Annotated in this window: 23 protein-coding genes and 1 pseudogene; 10 read left to right on the top strand and 14 right to left on the bottom strand. The window is 61.8% G+C overall.

The window, feature by feature from the left end; all coding sequences use genetic code 11:
- Positions 1 to 77 precede the first annotated feature (77 nt).
- Positions 78 to 461, top strand: a complete 384-nt coding sequence (locus ACZZZP_RS04410) for a hypothetical protein (protein WP_122451951.1) — start codon at positions 78 to 80, stop codon at positions 459 to 461.
- A gap of 157 nt (positions 462 to 618) precedes the next feature.
- On the opposite strand, the gene ACZZZP_RS04405 is transcribed toward ACZZZP_RS04410, so the two are convergent.
- Positions 619 to 828 (bottom strand): cold shock domain-containing protein, encoded by a 210-nt coding sequence (locus ACZZZP_RS04405; protein ID WP_110616040.1) that lies wholly within the window; start codon positions 826 to 828, stop codon positions 619 to 621.
- Between the two features lie 407 nt (positions 829 to 1,235).
- Between ACZZZP_RS04405 and plsB the strand changes: the two genes are divergently transcribed.
- Entirely contained in the window at positions 1,236 to 3,719 is a 2,484-nt protein-coding gene (gene plsB, locus ACZZZP_RS04400) for a glycerol-3-phosphate 1-O-acyltransferase PlsB (protein WP_122492708.1), read from the top strand.
- 157 nt (positions 3,720 to 3,876) lie between these two features.
- On the opposite strand, the gene ACZZZP_RS04395 is transcribed toward plsB, so the two are convergent.
- Complete coding sequence (locus ACZZZP_RS04395) at positions 3,877 to 4,272, bottom strand: hypothetical protein (protein WP_122492709.1); 396 nt, start codon at positions 4,270 to 4,272, stop codon at positions 3,877 to 3,879.
- 112 nt (positions 4,273 to 4,384) lie between these two features.
- Positions 4,385 to 4,969, bottom strand: coding sequence for an NADPH:quinone oxidoreductase MdaB (gene mdaB / locus ACZZZP_RS04390; RefSeq protein ID WP_463381922.1), 585 nt, complete (start codon positions 4,967 to 4,969; stop codon positions 4,385 to 4,387).
- A 161-nt stretch (positions 4,970 to 5,130) separates the two neighbouring features.
- Here mdaB and ACZZZP_RS04385 point away from each other — a divergent pair, with 161 nt between their 5' ends.
- The 3 genes from ACZZZP_RS04385 (at position 5,131) to ACZZZP_RS04375 (ending at position 6,943) form a co-directional block, all read left to right on the top strand.
- Positions 5,131 to 5,448, top strand: a complete 318-nt coding sequence (locus tag ACZZZP_RS04385) for a putative quinol monooxygenase (protein WP_463381921.1) — start codon at positions 5,131 to 5,133, stop codon at positions 5,446 to 5,448.
- A gap of 108 nt (positions 5,449 to 5,556) precedes the next feature.
- Positions 5,557 to 6,171 (top strand): Yip1 family protein, encoded by a 615-nt coding sequence (locus ACZZZP_RS04380; RefSeq protein WP_122492711.1) that lies wholly within the window; start codon positions 5,557 to 5,559, stop codon positions 6,169 to 6,171.
- Positions 6,172 to 6,253: 82 nt separating this feature from the next.
- Positions 6,254 to 6,943 (top strand): DUF4197 domain-containing protein, encoded by a 690-nt coding sequence (locus ACZZZP_RS04375; protein WP_463381920.1) that lies wholly within the window; start codon positions 6,254 to 6,256, stop codon positions 6,941 to 6,943.
- Positions 6,944 to 6,999: 56 nt separating this feature from the next.
- On the opposite strand, the gene ACZZZP_RS04370 is transcribed toward ACZZZP_RS04375, so the two are convergent.
- Both ACZZZP_RS04370 and ACZZZP_RS04365 read right to left on the bottom strand, forming a co-directional pair.
- Complete coding sequence (locus ACZZZP_RS04370) at positions 7,000 to 10,080, bottom strand: efflux RND transporter permease subunit (RefSeq protein ID WP_463381919.1); 3,081 nt, start codon at positions 10,078 to 10,080, stop codon at positions 7,000 to 7,002.
- A 6-nt stretch (positions 10,081 to 10,086) separates the two neighbouring features.
- On the bottom strand, positions 10,087 to 11,190 hold the full coding sequence (locus ACZZZP_RS04365) for an efflux RND transporter periplasmic adaptor subunit (protein WP_122492714.1): 1,104 nt from the start codon (positions 11,188 to 11,190) through the stop codon (positions 10,087 to 10,089).
- 94 nt (positions 11,191 to 11,284) lie between these two features.
- On the opposite strand from ACZZZP_RS04365, the pseudogene ACZZZP_RS04360 reads away from it, so the two are divergent.
- Positions 11,285 to 11,924, top strand: a pseudogene (locus ACZZZP_RS04360) (TetR/AcrR family transcriptional regulator).
- A gap of 62 nt (positions 11,925 to 11,986) precedes the next feature.
- On the opposite strand, the gene ACZZZP_RS04355 reads toward ACZZZP_RS04360, so the two are convergent.
- The 8 genes from ACZZZP_RS04355 to ppc all read right to left on the bottom strand — a co-directional run bounded on the left by ACZZZP_RS04355 (position 11,987) and on the right by ppc (position 20,039).
- On the bottom strand, positions 11,987 to 12,766 hold the full coding sequence (locus ACZZZP_RS04355) for a class I SAM-dependent methyltransferase (RefSeq protein ID WP_463381917.1): 780 nt from the start codon (positions 12,764 to 12,766) through the stop codon (positions 11,987 to 11,989).
- Between the two features lie 44 nt (positions 12,767 to 12,810).
- Complete coding sequence (locus ACZZZP_RS04350; protein ID WP_463381916.1) at positions 12,811 to 13,503, bottom strand: extensin-like domain-containing protein; 693 nt, start codon at positions 13,501 to 13,503, stop codon at positions 12,811 to 12,813.
- Positions 13,504 to 13,505: 2 nt separating this feature from the next.
- Complete coding sequence (locus ACZZZP_RS04345) at positions 13,506 to 14,336, bottom strand: isocitrate lyase/PEP mutase family protein (RefSeq protein ID WP_463381915.1); 831 nt, start codon at positions 14,334 to 14,336, stop codon at positions 13,506 to 13,508.
- A 56-nt stretch (positions 14,337 to 14,392) separates the two neighbouring features.
- The gene (locus ACZZZP_RS04340) at positions 14,393 to 15,250 is read right to left on the bottom strand and encodes a DUF72 domain-containing protein (protein WP_463381914.1); all 858 of its coding nucleotides are present in this window, start codon (positions 15,248 to 15,250) and stop codon (positions 14,393 to 14,395) included.
- A 7-nt stretch (positions 15,251 to 15,257) separates the two neighbouring features.
- Positions 15,258 to 15,602 (bottom strand): hypothetical protein, encoded by a 345-nt coding sequence (locus ACZZZP_RS04335; protein WP_463381913.1) that lies wholly within the window; start codon positions 15,600 to 15,602, stop codon positions 15,258 to 15,260.
- Positions 15,603 to 15,777: 175 nt separating this feature from the next.
- Entirely contained in the window at positions 15,778 to 16,458 is a 681-nt protein-coding gene (tsaB, locus tag ACZZZP_RS04330; RefSeq protein ID WP_463381912.1) for a tRNA (adenosine(37)-N6)-threonylcarbamoyltransferase complex dimerization subunit type 1 TsaB, read from the bottom strand.
- Positions 16,459 to 16,553: 95 nt separating this feature from the next.
- Positions 16,554 to 17,201 carry an adenylate kinase gene (adk, locus tag ACZZZP_RS04325; protein ID WP_463381911.1) on the bottom strand — a complete coding sequence of 216 codons (648 nt, stop codon included), beginning with the start codon at positions 17,199 to 17,201 and terminating at the stop codon, positions 16,554 to 16,556.
- 201 nt (positions 17,202 to 17,402) lie between these two features.
- The gene (ppc, locus tag ACZZZP_RS04320) at positions 17,403 to 20,039 is read right to left on the bottom strand and encodes a phosphoenolpyruvate carboxylase (protein WP_463381910.1); all 2,637 of its coding nucleotides are present in this window, start codon (positions 20,037 to 20,039) and stop codon (positions 17,403 to 17,405) included.
- Positions 20,040 to 20,262: 223 nt separating this feature from the next.
- Here ppc and ACZZZP_RS04315 point away from each other — a divergent pair, with 223 nt between their 5' ends.
- The 3 genes from ACZZZP_RS04315 (at position 20,263) to ACZZZP_RS04305 (ending at position 22,142) form a co-directional block, all read left to right on the top strand.
- Positions 20,263 to 20,607, top strand: a complete 345-nt coding sequence (locus tag ACZZZP_RS04315) for a pilin assembly protein (protein WP_463381909.1) — start codon at positions 20,263 to 20,265, stop codon at positions 20,605 to 20,607.
- Between the two features lie 293 nt (positions 20,608 to 20,900).
- Complete coding sequence (locus ACZZZP_RS04310; RefSeq protein WP_463381908.1) at positions 20,901 to 21,311, top strand: DUF4398 domain-containing protein; 411 nt, start codon at positions 20,901 to 20,903, stop codon at positions 21,309 to 21,311.
- A 54-nt stretch (positions 21,312 to 21,365) separates the two neighbouring features.
- Positions 21,366 to 22,142 (top strand): OmpA family protein, encoded by a 777-nt coding sequence (locus ACZZZP_RS04305; RefSeq protein WP_463381907.1) that lies wholly within the window; start codon positions 21,366 to 21,368, stop codon positions 22,140 to 22,142.
- Between the two features lie 152 nt (positions 22,143 to 22,294).
- Here ACZZZP_RS04305 and cadR read toward each other — a convergent pair whose 3' ends face one another.
- Positions 22,295 to 22,762 (bottom strand): Cd(II)/Pb(II)-responsive transcriptional regulator, encoded by a 468-nt coding sequence (gene cadR / locus ACZZZP_RS04300; RefSeq protein ID WP_463381906.1) that lies wholly within the window; start codon positions 22,760 to 22,762, stop codon positions 22,295 to 22,297.
- Between the two features lie 92 nt (positions 22,763 to 22,854).
- Between cadR and ACZZZP_RS04295 the strand changes: the two genes are divergently transcribed.
- Entirely contained in the window at positions 22,855 to 25,032 is a 2,178-nt protein-coding gene (locus ACZZZP_RS04295) for a heavy metal translocating P-type ATPase (RefSeq protein WP_463381905.1), read from the top strand.
- The last annotated feature ends 537 nt before the right edge of the window (positions 25,033 to 25,569 follow it).

The raw sequence follows: 25,569 nt of genomic DNA, 5'->3' as shown, positions 1-25,569 counted from the left end.
GCTTGTTTTTGCCTAGCCTGACCTTCGCTCGGAGACTTTCCTCCATCACTGTAAGGCCCCGAACAAAGAGAACCCCCATGCGCCAACCCGACATCGAAATCTACATAAAAGACGCCGACCACAACGCCATCACCGACTGGCTGAGTAAGGCGCTGGGCCCGTGTTCAGCGTGGCGGCAACAAGGGCAGACCTACAAATGCAGCATCACCACCAGCGAAGGGCTGATCCCCGTGACCTGGCTGCCCAAAGCCGTGGGCAAGTGGAACAGCCTGTTTCTGGAAAGCGACATCACCCCGTGGGACGACGACCTCGCCTGCGCCCGCGCCGCCTTCGCTGCGCTGAACGTGGAAGTACGTTGCGCACCGGGTGGTTGGAGTGAGGAAGAGGCCGAAGAACAGGCTGATCGCTGGATTCGCATCAGCGCGGATGGGGAAGAAGAGATTACCTGGCATACCAGTTGAGCAGAGCGCCCACGACTGTCGTTTGCAGGGATCGCGGCTAAAGCCGCTCCTACAGATGGTGCAGAACTTGTGGGAGCGGCTTTAGCCGCGATGCTGTTGACGTTTGAAAGCAAAAAGCCCTGCACGAGCGGGGCTTTTTGTTGGGTAACCGGAGCATTCAGCCTTTGGTTACGTCCTCGGCCTGCGGGCCCTTTTGACCATCGATTACAGCAAACTCAACGCGATCGCCTTCATTCAGGGACCGGTGGCCTTCGCCGCGAATCGCGCGGTAGTGAACAAACACATCGGCGCCACTTTCACGCTGAATGAAGCCATAGCCTTTGGAATCATTGAACCACTTAACGGTTCCTGTCTCGCGTTCAGCCATTACTACTTTCTCCAACTCGCATTTTTTTATGTCCTCTCGAAGGAGGTATCGACGGATCAGCGGCGGCACATCGAAGCGAAGCGGCGCCGGCTGATTGCGTAAGCACAAAGCCTGCCAAGCAATTTCCGCCAAAGCGCCACACACCTCGTGATAGAGCGCTCCAGCCGCTTTTTAGGTCAGGTACGCACGTACGAAAAAGACGTTCAGCCCAGCCTCGTCTGTGGGCATCGGTAACATTTCGGTGCGCGTTCGAAGCGCTCAGCCCCCGCTTGCGGCAAGCGGCGTAACCCCGCCTCTGTGGCGCCCTCAAACGACGGTGGCTCGCCTGCCAGATGCCTTTTGCCGCCGGCCCCTTCATACGGCAAACTAGCGTCCCCGAGCCGAGGCTCGATTTCGACAGACTCCGTATGACCCGCTCCCCGTTTCGCCGTCTCGTCTTCGGTACCTTGCGCCGCCTCCTGTATCTCTGGGTGCGCTCGGAAACCATCAACCAGTCCGCCTTTACCCTCAAGCTCGACCGCAGCAAACCGGTGCTCTATGTGCTGCAACAGCCGTCGCTGAGTGACCTGGCGGTGCTCGACAGAGAGTGCACCAAGGCCGGCCTGCCGCGCCCCGTGGTGCCGGTGGCCGTTGGCGATCTGATTGAGCCGGCTGCATTCTTCTATCTCAACCCCGAGCCGGGTTGGTTGGGCACGCCGAGCAAGCCTGGCACCTCGCCGACCTTGGTACGCCTGGTCGGCGCGCTGAATCAGCATGCCGTGGAAGACGCGCAAATCGTGCCGGTGAGCGTGTTTTGGGGGCAGTCGCCCGACCGCGAAACCAGCCCGTGGAAGCTGCTGTTTGCCGACAGCTGGGCCGTGACCGGGCGCCTTCGCCGCCTGGTGAGCATTCTGATTCTGGGGCGCAAAACCCGCGTGCAGTTTTCGGCGCCTATTCACCTGCGCGAGATCGTGGCGCAAGACAAAGGCCACGAGCGCACCCTGCGCATGGTGCAGCGCCTGTTGCGGGTGCACTTTCGCAACCAGCGCGCGGCCGTCATTGGGCCGGACGTGTCGCACCGACGCAATCTGGTGAAAGGCCTGGTGCACGGTCCGTTGGTGCGCCAAGCCATTGCCGAGGAAGTCGAGCGCGAGAAAATCTCGCCGGCTAAAGCTGAAGCCCTGGCGCTGCGCTACGGCAACGAAATCGCCTCGGACTACACCTATACCGCCATCCGTTTCCTGGAGCTGGTGCTGAGCTGGTTCTGGAACAAGATTTACGACGGCATCAAGGTCAACCACATCGAGGGCGTGCAAGACGTAGCGCAGGGGCACGAGGTGATTTACGTGCCGTGCCACCGCAGCCATATCGACTACTTGCTGCTCTCCTACCTGCTGTTCCGCAACGGCCTGACACCGCCGCATATCGCCGCCGGCATCAACCTGAACATGCCGGTCATTGGCGGCCTGCTCCGCCGTGGCGGCGCCTTCTTTATGCGCCGCACCTTCAAAGGCAATCCGCTGTACACGGCGGTGTTCAACGAATACCTGCACACCTTATTCAGCAAGGGCTTCCCGGTTGAATACTTTGTGGAAGGCGGTCGCTCGCGCACCGGGCGCATGTTGCAGCCCAAGACCGGCATGCTGGCGATCACCTTGCGCAGCTTCTTGCGCTCCAACCGCCTGCCGGTGGTATTCGTGCCGGTGTACATCGGTTATGAGCGCGTGCTCGAAGGCCGCACGTATTTGGGCGAGCTGCGCGGGGCAAGTAAGAAGAAAGAGTCGATCTTCGATATTTTCAAAGTCATCGGCGCGCTCAAGCAGCGTTTTGGCAGTGTGTGGGTGAACTTCGGCGAGCCAATCAAGCTGGCCGAATTCCTCGATGCCGACCAACCCGGCTGGCGCGAGCAGGAACTGGGGCCGCAGTACCGCCCCGAGTGGCTGAGCGACAGCACCCATCGTTTGTCCGAGCGCGTGGCGCAGCACCTCAACGAGGCGGCGGCCGTGAACCCGGTGAACCTGGTGGCGCTGGCGCTGTTGTCCACCAGCAAGTTGGCCCTCGACGACCGCGCCCTCACCCGCGTGCTCGACCTGTACCTGACGCTGCTGCGCGCCGTGCCGTATTCGCCGCACACCACGCTGCCCGAGGGCGACGGCCAGGCGCTGATTCAGTACGTGCAAGGCATGAAGCTGCTCGCCGAGCAGAAAGATTCGCTGGGCAAGATTCTGTATCTGGATGAGCAGAACGCCATCCTGATGACCTACTACCGCAACAACGTGCTGCACATTTTCGCCCTGCCGGCGTTGCTCGCCAGCTTCTTCCAGAGCAGCGCGCGCATGAGCCGCGAGCAGATTCTGCGTTACACCCGCGCGCTGTATCCGTACTTGCAGTCGGAGCTATTTATCCGCTGGAGCGTGGATGAATTGGAGCCGGTGGTGGATCAATGGCTGGCAGCGTTTGTGGAGCAAGGGCTGCTGAAGTTCGAGAACGATGCCTACGTGCGCCCGGCGCCGAGCTCGCGCAATTTCGTGTTGCTGACGCTGCTGTCGCGCGCCATCGCGCAAACCTTGCAGCGCTTCTACATGGCCACGGCCCTGCTGCTAAATGCCGGGCAGAACACCATAAGCGCGGAAGAGCTGGAAGACCTGTGTACGGTGATGGCGCAGCGCTTGTCGATTCTCCACGGCCTGAATGCGCCGGAGTTTTTCGATAAGAGCCTGTTCCGCCACTTCATCCAGACGCTGCTCGACCAAGGCGTGCTGCGTCAGGACCAGGCCGGCAAGCTCAGCCACCATCCGCTGCTTAACGAGCTGGCTGAAGGCGCCGCCAAACGCGTGTTGCCGGCAGAGATTCGGCTGTCCATTCGCCAGGTGGCGATGGATCGCAGCGAAGATTTGGTGGACGGGTTGTAAGGGTTTGGCAGAAATGAAAAAGGGAGCGCTGAGCGCTCCCTTTTTTTGCCTGTAGATCACCTTTTACAGGGATCGCGGCTGAAGCCGCTCCTACAGAAATCGCGGTGTTTGGGGGAGCGGCTTTAGCCGCGATTCCTGCCAACACCACGCTTGGCGATCAACGCGGCAAACGCTGATTGCGGCGCAGGTCGATCATGTCCTGATGTGTACAGGTCAGCGGCGATGCGCCGGTCAGGTCGTAGCAGGTCTGGCCGAATTTCATTGGCCAATAAATGATCGCGAACGGTGGCCAGAAAATCGAACCCACGCGGAAACGCGCACGCAGTTTGCCTTCTTGCAACACGGCGCCGTTGTCGTCGGTGATTTTGTAGGGAATGCCACCCGCTGCACTCCAGGCGAACGGACGGGTTTTGATCAACCCTTGGCTGTACTGGGTGTCGCGTTTGTAGATTTCGACTTTGCTGTGCTCAGGCAGCTTGAAATAGGCGGCGGTGGAGCAGCCACTCACCAGAGCGGCCAGCGCCAACGCGCCGGCAATACGGGAGAACTTCATTGCGCGGAATGTCCTTATAGTCGCCGCCTGGAACGTTGGCGGGCGCGCATAGTGCCAACCTGCCACTTGTAATGCCAGCCCTCCCGTCTCCTGGCACTTACGTGCTGCGAGGTCAGACCTTGAACACGCTCGCCAAGTGCTGCTCGTAACGAGCGATATCAGCTTCCACGTTCGGACGCTTCATCACATCCACGCTGAGAAAGGTCGGCAAGCCGGTCATGCCGAGGAATTGATTGGCTTTGTGAAACGGGAAGTACACCGCGTCCACGCCTTTGCCTTCGAAGAAATCGGTGGGGTCATCGAAGGCTTGCTGGGGCGCGTTCCAGGTTGCGGAAATCATGTACTGCTTACCGTGCAGCAAGCCGCCGCTGCCGTATTTCTGCGAAGCATCGGAGCGGGTGCGGCCGTCGTTGGCGTACAGGCTGCCGTGACCTTCGGTGAACACTTCGTCGATGTACTTTTTCACGGTCCAAGGCGCGCCCATCCACCAGCCCGGCATCTGATAAATGATCACGTCGGCCCAGAGAAACTTTTGCACTTCCTCGGCCACGTCGTAGCCGCCGTCGATAAAGGTTTCGCGAACGTCAAAACCGGAGCGATCGAGAAAGCTCAGCGCGGCGTCGTGCAGGGTCTGGTTGTAGCGGCCATCGGAGTGGGCGAACTGTTTGCCGCCATTAAGCAGAAGGATATTTTTCACGGGGAAAACCTCGGTGAGTGAGTCGATGGCCGGCAGACTACCGGCCTCACGCGAGGAGAAAAACCGCAGGGGGCGCAAATGATATTTGCTCAAAAAGCACGAATAGCTCACCGACTGCCCATTTAAACTGCAGCAATCAACCTCACCTTGGAGCGACTCACATGAGCGACCAACCCTACGGCTTTATCCTGCACGCTTACACAAAACCGGAAATGTCTGATGCCTTCGAGGCGCTGTTCAGCACTTATGTCGAACCCAGCCGCGCGGAACCGGGCTGCATCGAGTACCACATGCTGCGCGACGCCCAGGACCCGACGCTGTTCATCTTTTATGAGATCTGGCAAAGCAAAGCGCACCTCGACGTGCACTCGGCGCTGCCGCATATGCAGCGTTTCGCTGAGACGCGCATGGACTACCTCACCCGCGATTTCGACATTCGCCCCGTGGTCATGCTCAGCCCATCGTCTGCCAACCGTTGAGCCCGAAGCGGCAAAAACTCTTGAAACCCTCAGCGCAGGTCGCGTCTAAACCTGTAACCGGGCGACATCCATCGATACGTCGCTCCGATCTGCGCGAGGACCCGAATGATGAGTACGCACCTGATCAAACTCTTCACCCAGCCGGACCGCGTCTGGACTGAAATCCGCAAGGAAGAGGAAGAGAAACCCCGTAACTACTGGCCGCATCTGATTTTTCTTGGGTTGATTCCGCCCTTCGCCCTGTTTATAGGCACTACCCGTGTGGGCTGGAGCCTGGCGGAGAACGAGACCGTTCGCCTCACTGCCGACAGTGCAATAGCCCTGAGCGCCATGATTTATGCCGCCACGCTGATCGGTACGGCATTAATGGGCTTTTTCATCCGCTGGATGTCCCGCACATTCGACGCCCGCCCCACCTTGAACCAATGCATCGGCTTCGCGGCGTACACCGCCTCGCCGCTGTTTGTCGCCGGCTTGGCCGGGCTCTACCCGAGCCGCTGGTTGGCTGTGTTTGTGCTACTGGCCGCCTGCGCTTATTCAACGTTCCTGCTGTACGTTGGCCTGCCCACTTTTATGCGTAATAACCAGAAGCAAGGCTTCCTGTTCGCCTCCAGCGTGTGGGGCGTTTCCGTGCTGACGCTGACCACGGTGCTGGTGTCGGCGATTCTGTATTGGTACTTCTACCTGCCGCCGGAATACCTGCGCGGCCCGATGGGCCAGTAACCATCGTCAACACACCGCCCGGGTTTGCTTGGGCGGTGCGCTCAGCTAAGCTCCGGCCATTCATCACAACAGGAATGCGCCCATGCTTCGCTCCACTGCCACCTTCGCCACCTTGCTCGCCGGCATTGCGCTTTCTGCGCAGGCGTTCGCGTTGTCCATTAGCGACCTCTCGCAAACCGACGCCAGCAGCGGCCTTAAAGATGCCCTGACCCAAGGTGCACAAATTGCCGTGAAAGAGCTCGGCAAACCGGGCGGCTTCAGCAACAACGACGAGGTGCGCATCGAGTTGCCCGGCAAACTGGGCAAAGCCGCCAAGGCCATGAAAATGATGGGCATGGGCGCGCAGGTCGACCAACTCGAAACCAGCATGAACAAAGCCGCCGAAGCCGCGGTGCCGCAAGCTCAGGCGCTGCTGGTAGATGCCGTGAAGAAAATGACTGTGGCCGACGCCAAAGGCATTCTCGCCGGCAAGGATGACGCCGCCACCCAATACTTGAACAAAAGCAGCCGCGAGCAGATTCGCGCCAAGTTCTTGCCCATCGTCAAGCAAGCCACTGACCAGGTTGGCCTGGCTAAGCAGTACAACGCCTTCGCCAGCCAGGCTGCGACCCTTGGCGCTGTGGATGCAAAAAGCGCCAATATCGAAAACTACGTGACGGAGAAAGCGCTCGATGGCTTGTTTGAAATGATCGCTAAACAGGAAGCCACCATCCGCGAAAACCCGGCGGCAGCGGCAACCAGCCTGGCCAAAAAAGTGTTCGGCGCGCTGTAAGCCACGCCCACGACAGCCACAAAAAAGCCCGGCCAATTGGCCGGGCTTTTTTGTTTCTACTCGGCGACCTTCTCTTCCGGTCGCACCTTGAACCACGCGGCATACAAGGCCGGAAGGAACAATAAGGTCAGCGCCGTCGCCACAATCAGCCCCCCCATGATCGCCACGGCCATCGGCCCGAAGAAGGTACTGCGCGACAGCGGAATCATGGCCAGCACCGCCGCCAGTGCGGTGAGCACGATGGGACGGAAGCGCCGCACCGTGGCGTCGATGACGGCGTGCCAACGGTCATGGCCGGCGTTAATGTCTTGCTCGATCTGGTCCACCAGAATCACCGAGTTACGCATGATCATGCCGGACAAAGCGATGGTGCCGAGCATGGCCACAAACCCGAACGGCTGGTTGAACACCAGCAGGAACAAGGTCACACCGATCAGGCCCAACGGCGCGGTGAGAAACACCATGGCCGAGCGCGAGAAGCTTTTCAGCTGCAACATCAGCAACCCCAACACCACCACGATAAACAGCGGAATACCGGCGTTCACCGAGTTCTGGCCTCGGGCGGAATCTTCCACCGTGCCGCCCACGTCGAGCAGGTAACCATCGGGCAGCTTGGCGCGCACGTCGCTGAGGGTCGGCAGGATCTGTTTGACGATGCTGGCCGGCTGTTCCTTGCCGTACACATCGGCGCGCACCGTCACCGTCGGCAGACGATCGCGGTGCCAGATAATGCCTTCTTCAAAGCCGTATTTGAGCGTGGCAATTTGCGACAGCGCCACGCTCTGGCCCGTGTCGGTCGGCACCGACAGGCTTGGCAGCAACGCCAACTGTTGGCGCTCACGCACGGTGCCGCGCAGCAGAATTTCAATCAACTCGTTGTCTTCGCGGTATTGGCTGACGCTGTTGCCCGACAAGGCGCTTTGCAGGAAGGTCGACAGGCTGGCACTGCTCACGCCCAAGGCGCGGGCGCGCTCCTGATCAATGCTCAGGTACACCACTTTGCTCGGTTCTTCCCAGTCCAGATGCACGTTGGTGACGTGTGAGTTTTCGCGCACACGGTCCGCCACTTCACGCGCCAGGGTGCGCACTTCATCAATGTGCTCACCCGAGACCCGGAACTGCACCGGATAGCCCACAGGCGGGCCGTTTTCCAGGCGCGTGATGCGGGTGCGCAGGGTCGGGAATTCATTGGCCAGGGTTTCGATCAGCCATTTGCGCACGGCTTCGCGGTCTTCGATGGTCTTATTCAGCACTACAAATTGCGCGAAGCTGGCGGCCGGCAGTTGCTGGTCCAGCGGCAGGTAGAAACGCGGCGAACCGGTGCCGACGTAGGCCACATAGTTGTCGATGCCGGGGTGATCTTTAAGCAGGCTTTCCAGATGGCGAACCTGTTCTTCGGTGGCCTTCAACGACGCGCCTTCGCTGAGTTTCAAATCGACCATCAGCTCAAGTCGCCCCGAAGACGGGAAGAACTGCTGGGGCACGAACTTGAACATAAAGATCGAGCCGGCAAATAACGCCAGGGTCAGCACGATTACGGTTTTGCGATGGCCCACGCACCATTCGACAACCCCGCGCACACGGCGGTAGAACGGCGTCGAGTACGGGTCGTGGCCGGCGTCGCTGCCGCCGTGTTTGGCGGCGTGCAGCTTGGCCAGGTCGGGCAGCAGTTTTTCGCCGATATAGGGCACGAAAATCACCGCGGCAATCCACGACACCAGCAGCGCGATGGCCACCACCTGGAAGATCGAGCGGGTGTATTCGCCGGTGCCCGATTGCGCGGTGGCGATTGGCAGGAAACCGGCCGCCGTAATCAACGTGCCGGTCAGCATCGGGAAGGCGGTGCTGGTCCAGGCGAAACTCGCGGCTTTAAAGCGCGAGTACCCCTGCTCCATTTTTATCGCCATCATCTCAACGGCGATGATCGCATCGTCCACCAACAACCCCAGCGCCAGCACCAGCGCGCCAAGGGAAATTTTGTGCAGGCCGATGCCCAGGTAGTACATGGCCGTGAACGTCATGGCCAGCACCAGCGGAATCACCAGCGCCACCACCAGACCGATGCGCAACCCCAGGGAGAAGAAGCACACCAACATCACAATGGCCAGGGCTTCGACCAGCACCTGAACGAACTCGCCGACGCCGGTTTTCACCGCCGCGGGTTGGTCGGACACCTTGCTCAGCTGCATACCGGCCGGCAGCGTTTGCTGCATACGGGCGAATTCTTTTTCCAGGGCGCTGCCCAGCACCAGAATGTCGCCGCCGGGCTTCATCGACACGGTCAACCCAATGGCGTCCTGAGCCATGAAACGCATGCGCGGCGCGGGCGGATCGCTGAAGCCACGGTGCACTTCGGCGACATCGGAAATACGGAATGTGCGGTCGCCGATCCGGATCGGGAAGGCTTTGATTTCATCCACCGACTCGAAGCGCCCCGTCACGCGCAACTGAATACGGTCTGACGGCGTTTCGAAAAAGCCCGACGAGGCCACGGTGTTCTGTTCTTCCAGCGCCTTTTGCACGGCCGCCATGGGCAAACCGAGGGTCGCGGCTTTGACGTTGGAAAGCTCGATCCAGATTTTCTCGTCTTGCAGCCCGAGCAGGTCGACCTTGCCCACGTCCTTAACGCGCTGAAGTTGCAGCTGAATGCGGTCGGCGTAGTCCTTGAGCACGGCGTAGTCGAAACCCTCGCCGGTCAGTGCATAGATGTTGCCGTAGGTGGTGCCGAATTCGTCGTTGAAGAACGGGCCTTGAATGCCTTGCGGCAAGGTGTAGCGGATGTCGCTGACCTTCTTGCGAATCTGATACCAGAGCTCGGGAATGTCGCGGGAATTCATGGAATCACGGGCCATAAAAGTGACCTGCGACTCACCCGGACGCGAGAACGAAACGATCTTCTCGAACTCGCCCGTCTCCATCAGTTTTTTCTCGATGCGCTCGGTCACCTGCCGCGACACTTCCTCGGCGCTGGCGCCCGGCCACAGGGTGCGCACCACCATGGCCTTGAAGGTGAAGGGCGGGTCTTCGCTCTGCCCCAGTTTGGTGTACGACAGGCCGCCGACAAGGGCCAACAGCAACATCAAGAACAGCACGATCTGCCGATTGCGCAGCGCCCATTCGGATAGGTTGAAGCTCATCCGTGCTTACTCCTGCGCTGCCAGTTTGACCGAGCGATTGGCGTGGTCCACCGGCCGAACTTCCTGGCCTTCACGCAGTACTTGAACACCGGCGGCGACGACCCAGTCGGTGGCTTGCAATCCTTCGAGCACCGGCACCTGGTCTTCGCCATACGGGCCGACCTTGACGCTGCGGCGCATCAGCTTGGCGGTTTTCGGTTCCACCACCCACACAAAGGGTTTGCCGCCTTCGGCGCTCAGCGCCGACAGCGGAATGGCCAGCGGCACTTCACCGGCTACCGGCACGAACACGCGCGCGCTCTGGCCGAGGTCGGCTGGCACTTTATCGGCAGTGAAAGAAACGCGGGCGGCGTAGGTGCGCGACTGCGGATCGGCCGCTGGCGACAGTTCACGGATGCGTGCGGGATAACGAATATCGGGACGCGACCAGAGTTCGACAAACACCTCTTGGCCAATGCTGAAGCGCTCGATGCTGTGCTCCGGCAGGCTGATCAGCACCTCGCGCTCGCCGTCGGCGGCCAGGGTGTAAACCGTTTGCCCGGCGGCAACCACGTTGCCGACCTCTACCAGCCGCCGCGCCACCACGCCCGATTGCGTCGCGCGCAGCACCGAGTAGCCGGCCTGGTTGTTGGAGACATCGAATTCAGCCTTGGCCTGTTTCACCCGCGCTTCGCCGGCGCGGTACAGGTTTTCGGCGTTGTCGTACTGCGAGCGGCTGGCCATCTGCCGATCAAACAAGGTTTTGTACCGATCACGTTCGCTGCGCACCAACTGCAGGTTGGCGGTCGCGGCGGCCACCTGTGCGCGCTGAGCTTCCAGTTGCAGTTGCACATCTTGCGGATCCAGCTCGGCCAGCGGCTGGTCCTTCTTCACCCGCGCGCCTACATCAACCAGGCGTTTGGTCACCTTGCCGCCGATGCGGAATGCCAAATCCTGCTCCAGTCGCGCCCGCACTTCGCCAGGGAAGGTGTCGGCGGTTTCGCCGGCAGGCTGGGGCTGAACCACCAAGGCCGGACGAGGGGGCGTTTTCACTTCCTCGGCGGAGCCACAAGCAGCGAGCAAAACAACAAGCGAGACGGGCAAGGCGAGTGGCAGGACATGGCGGAACATGATGTAAGACCTTTCGCGAATTAAGGCTTTGAATAATTGTACTGGGCGGTATAGTAAAAATAGCAAACTCGCCAGTCCAGTAATAAAACGCGAAATGTCAGACAATCTATTACCGCCACAGCGGACCCGGTCGTCCGAAAGACCTTACAAAGCGCGCCGCCATTCTTGATGCCGCCAAGAACCTGTTTCTGCGCCTGGGTTACGACGGTTGCAGCATGGATGCGATTGCCGCCGAAGCCGGCGTTTCCAAGCTCACGGTGTACAGCCACTTCACCGACAAGGAGACACTGTTCTCCATGGCGGTGCGCGCCAAGTGCGAAGAACAGATGCCGTTGGTGATTTTCGAGCTGCTGGAAACCGCGCCCATCGAAACCGTGCTGCTCAATATTGCCCAGGCGTTTCACTGCCTGGTCAGCAGCCGCGAGTCCATCGAACTGCACCGCGTGATGATTTCCCTAGGCAGCCAGGACCCAAAGCTGGCGAAGATGTTTTACGAGTCCGGCCCGAAGGTCGTGCACGACGAAATGGCCGGTTTGCTGCGCAGAGCCGACCAGATAGGAAAATTACACATCGAAAATGCGGAGCTGGCCGCCGAGCATTTCCTGTGCCTGCTCAAAGGCGGCATCAACTTCCGGCTGCTGATTGGCTGCAATGCCGAAGACGAGCTGTGCTCCACCGAGGAGCAGATTGCCGACGCGGTGGCGATGTTTGTGCGGGCTTATTTGCCGCGTTGAATTGAAGAATTAAAAGCTCGCGGCTGAAGCCGCTCCTACAGGATTGCGGTGTTGGGGGCGCTTTAAGGTTTCAGCGCTTTTTTCGGGTAGATATCGTAGCGGCTCGACTTGCCGTCCAGCGCATAGCTGGGCTTGGGGCCGGCAATGATCGGCGCCTTGCGCGGGCGCTTGACCACCACGCGGTGGCTGGCCAATGCCAGCGCCGCTTCGAGTAGCGCCGGGGCATCGAGGTCGTCGCCCACCAGCGGGCGGAACAGGCGCATTTCCTTTTTCACCAGCGCGCTTTTGTCGCGATGGGGAAACATCGGGTCGAGGTAAATCACCTGCGGCGCCTCCCCTTCCCAGCCGCGCATCAATTCGATGGCGTTGCCGACCAGCAAGCGCATCTGCGCCACAGTCGCGCCCACCTCTTCATCACCTTTGGCGCGCGCCAGGCCGTCTTCAAGCAACGCGGCAATCAGTGGCTGACGCTCGATCATCGCCGTCTGGCATCCCAGGCTCGCCAGCACAAACGCATCACGCCCCAGGCCCGCCGTGGCATCCAGTACCGAAGGCCGCACGCCCGGTTGCACGCCGACCGCTTTGGCGATCATTTGCCCCGTGCCGCCGCCAAACAAGCGCCGATGCGCCACCGCCCCTTCGACGAAATCGACCCGCACCGGCCCCGGCGCCTGCGGGCCCAGGTCGGCCAACTGCAAACCGCCGTCGCCCAGTTGCAGCGCAAAATCGGCCTCGCCTTCCAGCGGCAGGCCCAGGCGCGCGGCCCACTGCGCAGCGGCCTCGGTAAAGGCCGGCGCCAACGCTTCGGCACGCACTACAACGCTGGGAATGTGATCGCTCATGGGCTGGCGGCTCGTGATAAAGGGGCGCGGCATTCTGCCAGAGCCTAGCGACAGAGGCGAAACATGCCCATGTCGAGGTGGAAATGGTCGTGGTGCGCGGCGTTGTATTCCGGGCTCAGGGTGACGTTGAACGCTTTGCAGCCGGCATCGCGGGCCAGGCGCAGAAAGCGCGCCTCGTCATCGTCGCCGTTCCAGTCCCGCGCTACGGTAATGCGGCGGCCATCGGCCAGACGAAAACCGGCGATGTCCAGGGCATTAGCGCTGGCGTGCTGGCTGCGCCGTGAGCTGTTGCCGATGTTGCGGCAGGCGAAGCTGCCGAGATGGTCGATGCGCGTCACCGCCTGGCCGTACACCGCTTGCGCAGCCGGTTGCAGGCCATGGCGCTCGTACAGGGCAAAGGCCACCGCCAGCGGGCACGTGGCGATAAAGCTGCTGCTGAAGGCCACCTGTGCGCCTTGCACCCGCACCACGTTACTCAGCGGACAGTTAGCCGTGGCGGCGTTGTCGGCCAGCGGCAAAAAACGCACCGGCGAGGTGGCCAAGGCTTGGGCGCAGAGCTCACGGTCCTGGCCCAGACGCATCATTTTCCACGGTGTCAGCCAGTTCGGCGCCAGGCGCACGTCCAGCGGCGCCCATGGGTTCCACTGTGGCGGCACCTGCCACCAGCCGCGCCACACCGCGAACGGCGCGGCGCCCAGAACCACGAGGACGATTAACAATTTGAGCAACCCGCGCACCGTCAGCCCTTGAACAGGTTGTTCAGCTGTTGGAACGGCATCGCCTGCTCGGCGAACGTGAAGCGGCCTTCTTGCTGAATGGCCTGGGCGGCGCGGAAGAATTCACCGTAGGCCGCGCGGGCCAAGGACGAGCCGACGCTGATGCGCTTCACGCCCAAAGCCTGCAATTGCGCCACGGTGAGCGCCACGCCAGACAAGCCCATCAATACGTTCACCGGCTTGGGCGCCAGGGCGCGCACCACCGTTTCAATCTCCTGCACCGAACGCAGGCCCGGCGCGAACAACACGTCGGCACCCGCTTCGGCGAACGCTTGCAGCCGGCGGATGGTGTCGGCCAGATCGTCGCGGCCATTCAACAGATTTTCGGCCCGCGCCGTGAGGGTGAAGGGAAACGCCAGGTTGCGCGCGGCGGCGACGGCGGCCTGAACGCGCTCTACCGCCAGTTGGAAATCGTAGATCGGCGCCTCGCTGCGGCCGCTGGCGTCTTCGATGGAACCGCCGACCAGGCCGACGGCAGCCGCACGTTGAATGCAGACGGCGCAGCCTTCGGGGTCATCGGCAAAACCGTTTTCCAGATCGCCCGCCACGGGCAAAGCGGTGGCAGCGACGATGGACTGCGCGTTGGCGAGGTTTTCCTCCAGCGACAGCGCGCCTTCGGCATCGGGTCGCCCGAGGGAAAATGCCAAGCCGGCACTGGTGGTGGCCAAGGCGTTGTAGCCGAGGCTGGCGAGCATTTTCGCCGAGCCGGCATCCCACGGATTGGGGATTACAAACGCGCCGTCGCCGACGTGGAGTTGTTGGAAGGCGTGGGCGCGTTCGAGTTGCGAGGGCATGGGGGCGTCCTGCGTTCTGTTGGGTCTGATGGGTGGGGCTGGCGTCGGCGTCAACCTTAAAGCAGACCCAACTGCTCTGCCGCCGGTTCGACCTCTAATTCCGGCAACGTCGGCAAACCGGGCAGCAACTCGCGCAACTGCTGGTGAAACCGTCGCGCCAGTTGCGCAGCCAATACGTTGTCGGGCGTGTGCAGAAACACATAAGGCGTACGCCCCTCTTCAATCCAACCGGCCACCTTGCTCAGCCAAGGCTGCATAAACGCGTCATTGGCCTCCAACTCGGGACGGCCAATAAAACGAAGCTGTGGGAACTGCGTGAATGCCGCCGGCCGAGTCGGCAACCGCGGCTTTTTCGCCTGCGCGTGGAGCACCGCGGGGTCGTTGGACACGCAACTGAACAATGCCCGCGAATCCAGGCACACGCGCTCGACGCCCTGACCGAGCAGCATCCGATTCAGCGCTCGCTCATCTTCACCTTTGGCAAAGAACGCGGGATGGCGAACCTCCACCGCCAACGGCACAGCCAGCTCAGCGATAAACGCTTGCAGCTCGGCCAGGCGCTGCGGGCCGAACTTGGCGGGCAACTGCAACCAATACGGTGCCACACGTTGACCCAACGGTTTTAGCAGGCGGACGAAGGCGTGCGCGGCGTCGAGCTGGGCATAAAGGTCGCTGCTGTGACTGATGTCGCGGGGCAATTTGGCGCAGAAGCGAAAGTGTTCCGGCATCTGCTCGGCCCAGCGTTGCACGGTAGCTTCCGAGGGCTGGGCGTAGAAAGTGGTGTTGCCCTCAACGGTGTTGAAGACGTGGGCGTAGAGGCCGAGAAAGTCGGCGCTGCGGGCGGAATCGGGATACAGATCACCGCGCCAGGCAGGTTCACTCCAGGAAGGACATCCGAGGAAATAGGGAAGCATCCAGGCTTCAGGCGTACGTATCGAGGCCGAGAATTTCCGTGGCGTCGGTTTCGTTCGAGTAGCTGGCGGTGCTGGCGTAGCTGGCCAGTGCCTGCTGAGCGCGGGCGCTTACGCCGCTGCGCTGGGTGTACACGTCTTGCGAGCGGGCCGGCAGGCTGTCGCTGCTGGCGTTGCTGGCTTGCACACGGCGTTGCTGAGGGGTGCTTTCGATACCTTGCGTGGTCGACGGGGACGCGGGTACCTCACGACGCGCCTCTTGCTCGCGCTGAATCTCGCGAAAAGGCGTGACCGCGCTTCCCGGACGAGGGGTGCGATCCAGCGTGTAAGAGGAGGTAAAACCGTCGATGCGCATTACTGCTCGTACTTCTCTAGCAAAAGTATCGGAAATGGCTGACAGACATTGGCCAATCGCAACTACGGCCAATCTATGTGTCGGGTATGTAACCAGAGTCGATTTATAAGCGCAATCCGGGCTTACACAGCTAGTCGGAAATTACTTACAAGCGGGACGTTTTAGCGCCGGACGGTCAAGGCGCCGCTTTGGGCGTGGCCACGTTGTCACGCAGGTAAACCGGCTGCGCCTGATCCGCCGGCAGCGCTTCGCCACGGGCCCAGGCGCCTTGTGCCAGGGTGAGCAAGTCCAGCGCGTGGGGCAGCATGGCCGGTTCCTGGCCGACCACCGCTACCGGAATGCGCGCCGCGAAGGTGCCCCAGCCGGTGCCGGCGCCGAACCAGTCGCCGCTGGCGTCGCGCGGCAGGTTCGCCTGTTCGGGCGGCAACACCGCTTCCACGCCGGCTAAACGCATTTCGCCCTGCTCGGCGCGGTAACAACCCCAATACACTTCGTCCATGCGCGCGTCGATGGCGCTCGCCACTTGCTGCGCGCCGTGCTCGCGCAGTGCGCGCTGTGCCAGAACGGCCAGGTTCGACACCGGCAGCACCGGTCGATCCAGCGCAAATGCCAAGCCTTGAACCACGCCGATGGCGATACGCACCCCGGTAAACGCCCCAGGGCCACGGCCGAAGGCAATCGCATCGACTGCCGACAGGCTGATGCCGCCCTCGGCCAGCAGGTCTTTGATCATCGGCAGCAAGCGCTGAGCATGCAGGCGCGGAATCACTTCGTAGTGGCTCAGCACTTTGCCGTCATGCAGCAAGGCAACGGAGCAAGCTTCGGTTGCGGTATCCAGGGCCAGCAGAGTGCTCATTCGGGGTATCCAGGGTTTTGGTCGAAAAAAACGCTGCGCAGTATAAACGCCAACGGCCCGCAAGCGGGCCGTTGGTTTGAAGCGGGTCGGTTCGCTTAGCTCAGGGCCGCGAGAACCTTGGCGGTGATGTCTTCCACCGAGCCAACGCCTTCGATGTAGCTGTACTTGGGCGTGCCTTCAGCGGCGGACAGCTGCTGGTAGAAGTTCACCAGCGGCTTGGTTTGATCGTGGTAAACCCGCAGGCGGTTGCGCACGGTGGCTTCGGTGTCATCCACGCGCTGCACCAAGTCTTCGCCGGTGACGTCGTCTTTGCCTTCCACTTTGGGCGGGCTGTAAATCAGGTGGTAAACGCGGCCGGAGTCAGCGTGAACGCGGCGACCGGAGATGCGCTGAACGATTTCTTCGTCGTCTACCGAGATTTCCACCACGTGGTCCAACTTCACGCCGGCGTCTTTCAAGGCTTCGGCCTGAGGAATGGTGCGCGGGAAGCCGTCGAACAAGAAGCCATTGGCGCAATCTGCTTGAGCGATGCGCTCTTTGATCAGGCCGATAATCAGGTCATCGGAAACCAGACCGCCGCTGTCCATCACGCCCTTCACCTGCAGACCCAGCTCGGTACCCGCTTTGACGGCTGCGCGCAGCATGTCGCCGGTCGAGATCTGTGGAATGTTGAATTTCTCGGTGATGAAGCGAGCCTGGGTACCTTTGCCGGCACCGGGCGCTCCCAACAGAATCACGCGCATCTCTGTGCTCCTCAAGATTGAATAGAACTCGTCGGATTCGCCTCGTTGGGCCAATCTCGGTATAGGTCCCGGCAGCACGGAGCGGCCAAAAGGTTGATCAAGATACACAGCGCACCGGCACCGCACAAGCCACCGAAAGTATGAGCAAACCGGGCCTTTCAAGGCATCTGGAATGCCCTTTCCAGGCCCGTCGCCAATGCCTTAACCGGTGTTGCGCAACCCCGCTGCAATACCTGCCACGCTGACCAGCAGCGCTTGCTCCAACGGGCTGTCTGCCTGGCGCTCGGACTGTCTAGAACGGGCCAGCAGCTCGGCCTGCAGAAGATGCAACGGGTCGAGGTAAGTGTTCCTTACAGTGAAGGCCGACAACGTCTGAGGACTGTGCGCCAACAGCTGCGACTGACCAGTCAGGGTCAGTACACAGGACCCCGCCTGCGACAATAGGTCGCGTAAATGCGCACCCAGCGGTCGCAGCTCGTCTGACACCAGACGTTCGTCGTACAAACCGGCAATGGCGGCGTCTGCTTTGGCCAGCACCATCTCCAGCATGTCGATGCGCGTGCGGAAGAACGGCCAACGCTCGCGCATCTCGGCCAGCAGCTCGCCCTCGCTCCGCTCCAGCGCGTTGCCCAGCGCCGCTTCCCAGCCCAGCCAGGCCGGCAGCATCAGGCGCGTTTGCGTCCAGGCGAATATCCACGGAATCGCCCGCAAACTTTCCACCCCGCCTTCGCGACGTTTGGCAGGCCGGCTGCCCAACGGCAACCGGCCCAGCTCCTGCTCTGGCGTGGCTTGGCGGAAGTACTCAACGAATTGCGGATGCTCGCGCACTACGGCGCGGTAGCCAGCCACGCCGTCTTCAGCCAGCTTGCTCATCAGCTCGCGCCAAGCCGGTTCTGGCACGGGTGGCGGTTGCACCGTGGCTTCCAGCACGGCGGCCAGGTACAGGTTGAGGTTTTGCTCGGCGATGTCGGGCAGACCGAACTTGAAGCGAATCATCTCGCCCTGCTCCGTGGTGCGGAACCGACCCGCCACCGAACCCGGCGGCTGCGACAGAATCGCCGCGTGGGCGGGACCGCCACCGCGCCCAACCGTGCCACCACGGCCGTGGAACAGCAGCAGTTCCACTTGGTGCTCGCGGCAAACGTTCACCAGCGCTTCCTGCGCGCGGTACTGCGCCCAGGCGGCTGCGGTGGTGCCAGCGTCTTTGGCCGAGTCGGAATAGCCAATCATCACTTCCTGCGGGCCATGCAAACGGGAGCGATAGCCCGGCAAGCCCAGCAAGCGGTCAATGGCCGGGCCGGCGTTCTCTAGATCCGCCAGGGTTTCAAACAGTGGCACCACCCGGATCGGGCGTTGCAACCCGGCTTCTTTTAATAGCAGTTGCACCGCCAGCACATCCGAAGGCGCACCGGCCATGGAAATGACATACGAACCGAGCGAAGCCTGCGGCGCCTGCGCCACCACTTTGCAGGTGGCGAGCACCTCGGCGGTGTCGGCCGAGGCTTGGTAATGAGCCGGTAACAAAGGCCGACGGTTGCTGAGCTCGCGCAGCAAAAAGGCCACGCGGGTTTCCTCGTCCCAGTCCTGATAGCGGCCCAGGCCGAGGAAGTCGGTGATTTCGCTCATGGCCGAGGCGTGGCGGGTCGAGTCCTGGCGAACGTCCAAACGCACCAGAAACAAGCCAAACGTGGCGGCGTTGCGCAGGCAATCGAGCAGCGGGCCGTTAGCGATCACGCCCATGCCGCACTCATGCAGCGAGTGGTAGCAGCGCTCCAGCGGCTCCAGCAATTCGTTGTTGCTGTGCAGCACCGCTGCCGACGGCGCGAGGTCGCCATGCAGCGCCGCTTCGGCCCAGGCGCGGGTGGCTTTGAGGCGTTCGCGCAGTTGTTTAAGCAGCGCGCGATACGGTTCCGGGCTGTCGCCCACCAGCTCGCGCACGGCGGCGTTGCACTGCTGCATCGACAGCTCACCGGCCAGGTTATCGACATCGCGCAGGTACAAATCCGCCGCCATCCAGCGCGCCAGCAATAACACTTCGCGGGTAATAGGCGCGGTGACATTAGGGTTGCCATCACGGTCGCCGCCCATCCAGGAAGCGAAGCGAATCGGCGCCGCCGTCAGTGGCAAGCGGAGGCCGGTGGCGGCATACAGCGCGTCATCGGCGCCACGCAGGTATTTGGGCACCGCTTTCCACAGCGAATGCTCGATTACCGCGAAGCCCCACTTGGCTTCGTCTACCGGACTCGGCCGTGTACGGCGAATTTCTTCGGTGTGCCACGCCTCGGCGATCAGGCGGTGCAACCGCTGTTTGATCTGGTTGCGCTCGGCGGGCGAGAGGTCACTGTGATCCTGCGCGGCCAGCTGCGCGGCGATGGCGTCGTACTTCTGGATCAGGGTGCGGCGCGACACTTCGGTCGGGTGCGCCGTCAGCACCAGCTCGATTTCCAGACGGCTCAGGTGGCGGGCCAATACCTCGGCGCTGTTACCGTCCTGCTTCAAACGCTCCAGCAATTGCGGCAGCACCTCGGCTTCGAAGCGCGGCGGTTCTTGCGGCCCCAAGCGGCGGACCTGGTGATATTGCTCGGCAATGTTGGCCAGGTTGAGGAACTGGTTAAACGCCCGCGCCACGGGCAGCAGTTCGTCTTCTTGCAAACTGTCGAGGGTGCTTGTCAGTTGCGCCGCGCCTTTCGCCGAGCCCTGACGGGCTGCTTTCGCGCCTTTACGAATGCGCTCGATCTTGTCGACAAACCCCTCGCCCCGCTGGGCGCCAATGGTTTCGCCGAGCAGTTCACCGAGCAGGTGGACGTCCTCACGCAACCGCGCGTCGATTTCAGCCATTCGCACTTCTCCGCTGCCGATTCATTGTTGTTGATGCACGCATGCGCTTGAGCTTAACCCGCGTTGGCCACTTCGCGAGCAGCGTCGTGAATGCGCCATGGTCTTGCAAGGGTGCGACGAACGGTGCCGCTCGAATGCGCAGCGGTCTAGTCTCAACCCTGTAAGCCCGGCGCCCGCTGCTCGGCTGCTGGGTGCTCATTCTCGTCAGACACCTGAGGACGCTATGAAGATTCGCGAACTGGTTCGCCAATGGGAAAACGATGCCACCGGCCGCCTGACCCGCAGCCCTTACGAAGTACACCTCGACCTGGAAGCCGCCGCGCGCCTGGCCGCGCTGGCCGAGATGTATCCCAAACGCCAGCCGCACGAACTGCTCGGCGAACTGATCGGCGCCGCGCTTGAAGAACTCGAAGCTGGCCTGCCGTACGTAAAAGGTACCCATGTAGTTGCCACCGACGAGCAGGGCGACCCGCTCTACGAAGACGTCGGCCCCACACCGCGCTTTTTAGAACTGTCGAAAAAACACCTGCACCTGCTGAGCGAGCAACTCGACAGCACCAATCACTAACTACATTCGCCTTTACCAAAGCCCGCCGCAGCGATTTTCAGCGCCATGCCATTAAATTAATTGCATCGCTGCAAGCCCGCTGCGGCGGGCGTTTGCGCGTTTCGCTCCGACAAATAAGCACCGCTTATCGTCAATTATGTTGAACATTTTTCGCAGCCCTCCAGTCGTAACGAGTAAGCCAGCGCATCAGCCACTAGCCGCAAACTAGTCGCCATCGTCGGCTAAATAGCGCTACTAAGCATGCATCTGGAAGGCAAGTTGTCTTGAGTGAAGACATCTGTGGAGAAATACCAATGGAGCGGAATATCATGAAGACAAATCCTGCTGTCACCTCGAAATCTACTTTGCTGGCGGCCCTCGCTCTGGGCGGCAGCCTGCTGTTGACCGGCTGTGCCGGCAACCCACCGACCGAGCAGTTCGCCGTCACCAATACCGTGGTGAAAAGTGCGGCCGCAGCCGGCGGCGCCGAGTACGCACCGGTACAAATGAAAGCCGCACAAGACAAGCTCACCCAAGCTGAGCAACTGCTGCGCGAAGACGAATATGAGCAAGCGCGCCTGTTGGCTGAACAAGCCGAGTGGGACGCCCGCGTAGCCGAACGCACTGCCCTGGCAACCAAGGCGCAGAAAATGCTGAAGGACTCGCAACAAGGCGTTCAGCAAATCCGTGAAGAAGGCGCTCGTACGCCGATCATCGTGCAGTAACGGGCCCCGCCCCTCGCATCGATCGCGCCCTCGCTTAGATAAGGACAATCCCCTATGAACAAGTTGATTTCAGTTTCTGCCCTGTCGGTTCTGAGCCTGGCATTGGTGGCCTGCGCCTCCAAGCCGAACCCGAACCTGGACCAAGCGCACAGCAACTACTCGGCCCTCACCGCCCAGCCGCAAGCGCAAACCCTGGCCGCGCTGGAAACCAAGGAAGCCGCCGACATGCTGGCCCGCGCCGACATCGCCTACGCCGATGGCAAGCCGCAAGCCCAGGTCGACCAGCTCGCCTACATCAGCAACCAGCGCGTAGAAGTCGCGCGCCAAACCCTGCTGCAAAAACAAGCTGAGCAACAACTGGCCAACGCCCCGGCCTTGCGCACCCAGGCGCAACTGGATGCGCGTAACAAACAGGTCGACACCCTGCTGCAGCAGCTGCAATCCAAGCAGACCCCGCGCGGCACCGTGGTCACTCTGGGCGACGTGCTGTTCCAGATCGATCGCGCCGAGCTGACCCCGAACGGTCTGCGCAACGTGCAGCAGTTGGGCACTTATTTGCAGCAGAACCCGAACAGCCAGGTTGTAGTGGAAGGCTTCACTGACAACACCGGCACCACCGACCACAACCTGCGCCTGTCGCAAGCACGTGCCGACTCGGTGCGTAGCGCACTGGTGGCCATGGGCGTTTCGCCGACGCGCATCACTACCCACGGTTTCGGCAAAGACTATCCAGTGGCCAGCAACGCCACAGCGGATTCGCGCACGCTGAACCGTCGCGTTGAAGTGACCATTGCCGATGGCAATGCTCCGGTGGCGCCGCGGGTTTTGTAAGGTAGCTCGCGATATGAAAACGCCCGCAGATGCGGGCGTTTTTTTTGCAGATCAAAGAGCATCGCGGCTGAAGCCGCTCCCACAGATTTCACCGTCCTGTGGGAGCGGCTGGGCAGCATTTCGATAAGCCGCGAAGCTCTTGGGCAAACAGCTCAATGCCGCTTGTGCACCCCCGGCACGTGTAGATGCCCTGCCTCAATACACGCCTCGCTCGCCACCGCAGGCGGCGCCGGCTGTTCCAACTCACGCAGGATGCCGCACGCCTCGCTATTGCCCACCACCTGGCAATGCGCGCGCAAATCCCGTAACTGATCCTGCAAAGCGCGTAATTCGTTAATTCGCACTTCCACGTGATGGATGTGTTCGTCGATCAAGCGATTGGCGGCGGCGCAATCCGCTTCGGGCGCGTCGCGCAACGCCAGCAATTCGCGGATTTCCTGCTGGGTCATGTCCAGCGAGCGGCAGTGACGGATAAACGCCAGGCGCTCGACATGCACTTGCGTGTATTGCCGGTAATTGCCTTCCGAGCGCGCCGGTTCAGGCAGCAGGCCTTCGCGTTCGTAGTAGCGGATGGTCTCCACGGGGCAGTCGGTCAGTCGTGCCAGTTCGCCAATTTTCATCGTGTGCCTTTTCGCCTGTTGACTCTGTAGTAGCTACAGGGTGTGCAATCGCTTTCATAGCGTCAACTCGAGACGCGCTAACGGAGCGGACCATGAGCCACGATCACCACCACTGTTGCGACCATCATCACGAGACGGCGCCGGCGTCGGCCGTGGCGGTCAGCGGCGCGACCGGTGAATTGCGCTGGAGCAGCCTGCGCATCGACGCGATGGATTGCCCCACCGAAGAACGCCTGCTTCGCGATGCGCTGGGCAAGGTGAAAGAAGTAGAGGCGCTGGAATTCAACCTCATCCAGCGCGTGCTGCGCGTGCAGCACCGCTTTGCCGAGTTGCAACCGCTGCAGCAAATTATCGCCAGCCTCGGCATGACCGGCGAACCGGTGGACAGCGCCACGCCTGCACCCGCTGCCGCACAGAAACCCTGGTGGCCCCTGGCGGCAGCCGGTGTGGCGGCATTGGTGTCGGAAGTGCTGGAGTGGACCGGCGCCGGCCCGACCTGGCTGATCGCCGCTTTCGCGTTGGCCGCCATTGCCGGCGCCGGTCTGCCCACCTACCGCAAGGGCCTGATCGCCCTGAAAAACCGCAACCTCAATATCAACGCCCTGATGAGCATCGCCGTCACTGGCGCGCTGCTGATTGGCCAGTGGCCGGAAGCGGCGATGGTCAGCGTGCTGTTTGCGATTGCCGAGCTGATCGAGGCGAAGTCGCTCGACCGTGCGCGTCGGGCGATCCGTGGCCTGCTGGATTTAACCCCGGCACAGGCGACCGTGAAGGTCGACGGCCAATGGCGCGAGGTGCAAGTCGCTGAAGTCGAGCTGGGCAGCCACGTGCGCGTGCGCCCTGGTGAGCGTATTGCCCTGGACGGTGAGGTGCTAGCCGGACGTTCCAGCGTGAACCAAGCGCCGATCACCGGAGAAAGCATGCCCGTGGAAAAAGCCCCGGACGACGTGCTATTCGCCGGCAGCATTAACGGCGAAGGCGAGCTGGAATACCGCACCACTCGCGCGGCCGACGACAGCACCCTGGCGCGCATCATTCATGCCGTGGAAGAAGCGCAAAGTTCGAAGGCGCCGACGCAGCGCTTCGTCGATCGTTTCTCACGCATCTACACGCCCACCGTGTTCGCCATTGCCTTGCTCACCGCCGTGGTGCCGCCGCTGGTACTGGGCGGCGCCTGGCTGGACTGGATCTACAAAGCCCTGGTGCTGCTGGTGATCGCTTGCCCTTGTGCGCTGGTGATTTCGACGCCGGTGACGCTGGTGAGCGGTCTGGCAGCGGCGGCGCGCTCGGGCATTTTGGTCAAGGGCGGCGTGTTTCTGGAAATGGGCCGGCAATTGGCCTGGGTGGCGCTGGATAAAACCGGCACGCTGACCCACGGTCGTCCGCAGCAAACCGATGTGGTGCTGCTCGGTGACCAGCCTCATGCGCGAGCAATCGCCGCTAGCCTGGCCGCGCGCTCGGACCACCCGGTGTCGCAGGCGCTGGCCCGTGCGGCGCAGGCTGAGCAAGTTGAGCAGGTGGCGGTTGAGGACGTAGTCGCCCTGCCCGGCCGGGGCGTGAAAGCAACGGTCGACGGCGCGCTGTATCACTTGGGCAATCACCGCCTGGTGGAAGAGCTGGGCCTGTGCTCAAGCGAACTGGAAGCCCAGCTCGACACCCTGGAGCGCCAAGGCAAAACCGCCATTGTGCTGCTCGACGGCAACGGTCCGCTGGCATTGTTTGCGGTGGCCGATGCGGTGCGCGAAACCAGTCGCGAAGCCGTTAGCGAGTTGCACAAGCTGGGCGTTAAAACCCTGATGCTCACCGGCGATAACCCCCATACGGCTGCTGCCATTGCCGCGCAAGTGGGTATCGATGAGGCGCAAGGCAATCTGCTGCCGGAAGAGAAGCTGGCGTTTATCCGCCAACGGCAGGAAGGCGGGCAGCGGGTCGGCATGGTCGGCGACGGCATCAACGACGCCCCGGCCCTGGCCCGCGCCGACATTGGTTTCGCCATGGGCGCAGCGGGCACCGACACCGCCATTGAAACAGCGAGCGTGGCGTTGATGGACGACGACTTGCGCAAGCTGCCCGTGTTTATCCGCCTGTCACGCCGCACCCATGCGGTGCTGATGCAGAACATTGCGCTGGCGCTGGGGATAAAGGTGGTGTTTCTCGGCCTGACGTTGGCGGGAATGGGCAGTCTGTGGATGGCGGTATTTGCGGATATGGGGGCGAGTTTGCTGGTGGTGTTTAACGGGTTGCGGTTGTTGCGGGCGGGGACGGTGTGAGGGTTGGGAAATACACCGATGCCGGGGCTCTGACGCGTGCCTTAACAAAAACCCCCGTCATTCCCGCGCACGCGGCGGTCCGACGATCTGGAATCCAGAGTCATGCCGGAGTTCATCATCCGCTCCGGCATTCTGGGTCCCCGCTTTCGCGAGGACGACGGAGGTTTTTGCCGATTCATCCGCGACTCTCACGAGAATGACGGATGACTTAATAAAAACCCCCGTCATTCCCGCGCACGCGGGAATCCAGAATGTTGGACGGGACGAAGATCGGAAGCAAAAGCGGTTTCTGATGGGTCCGAAAACAGCGGTCGATCCGAAACTCTGGATTCCCGCTTTCGCGGGAATGACGGAGGTTTTTGCCGAGCCATCCGCCATTCCCGCACAGGCGGCGGTCCGACGATTCGGAATCCAGCGTCATGACGGAGTTCATCGTCCGCTCCGACATTCTGGGTCCCCGCTTTCGCGAGGACGACGGAGGTTTTTGCCGATTCATCCGCCATTCTCACGGTGATGACGAATGACTTAACAAAAACC

It is taken from the genome of Pseudomonas sp. AC211 (assembly GCF_979258055.1).
The sequence above is the reverse complement of the archived record's forward strand: the minus strand, read 5'-3'. Positions and strand labels throughout refer to the sequence as shown.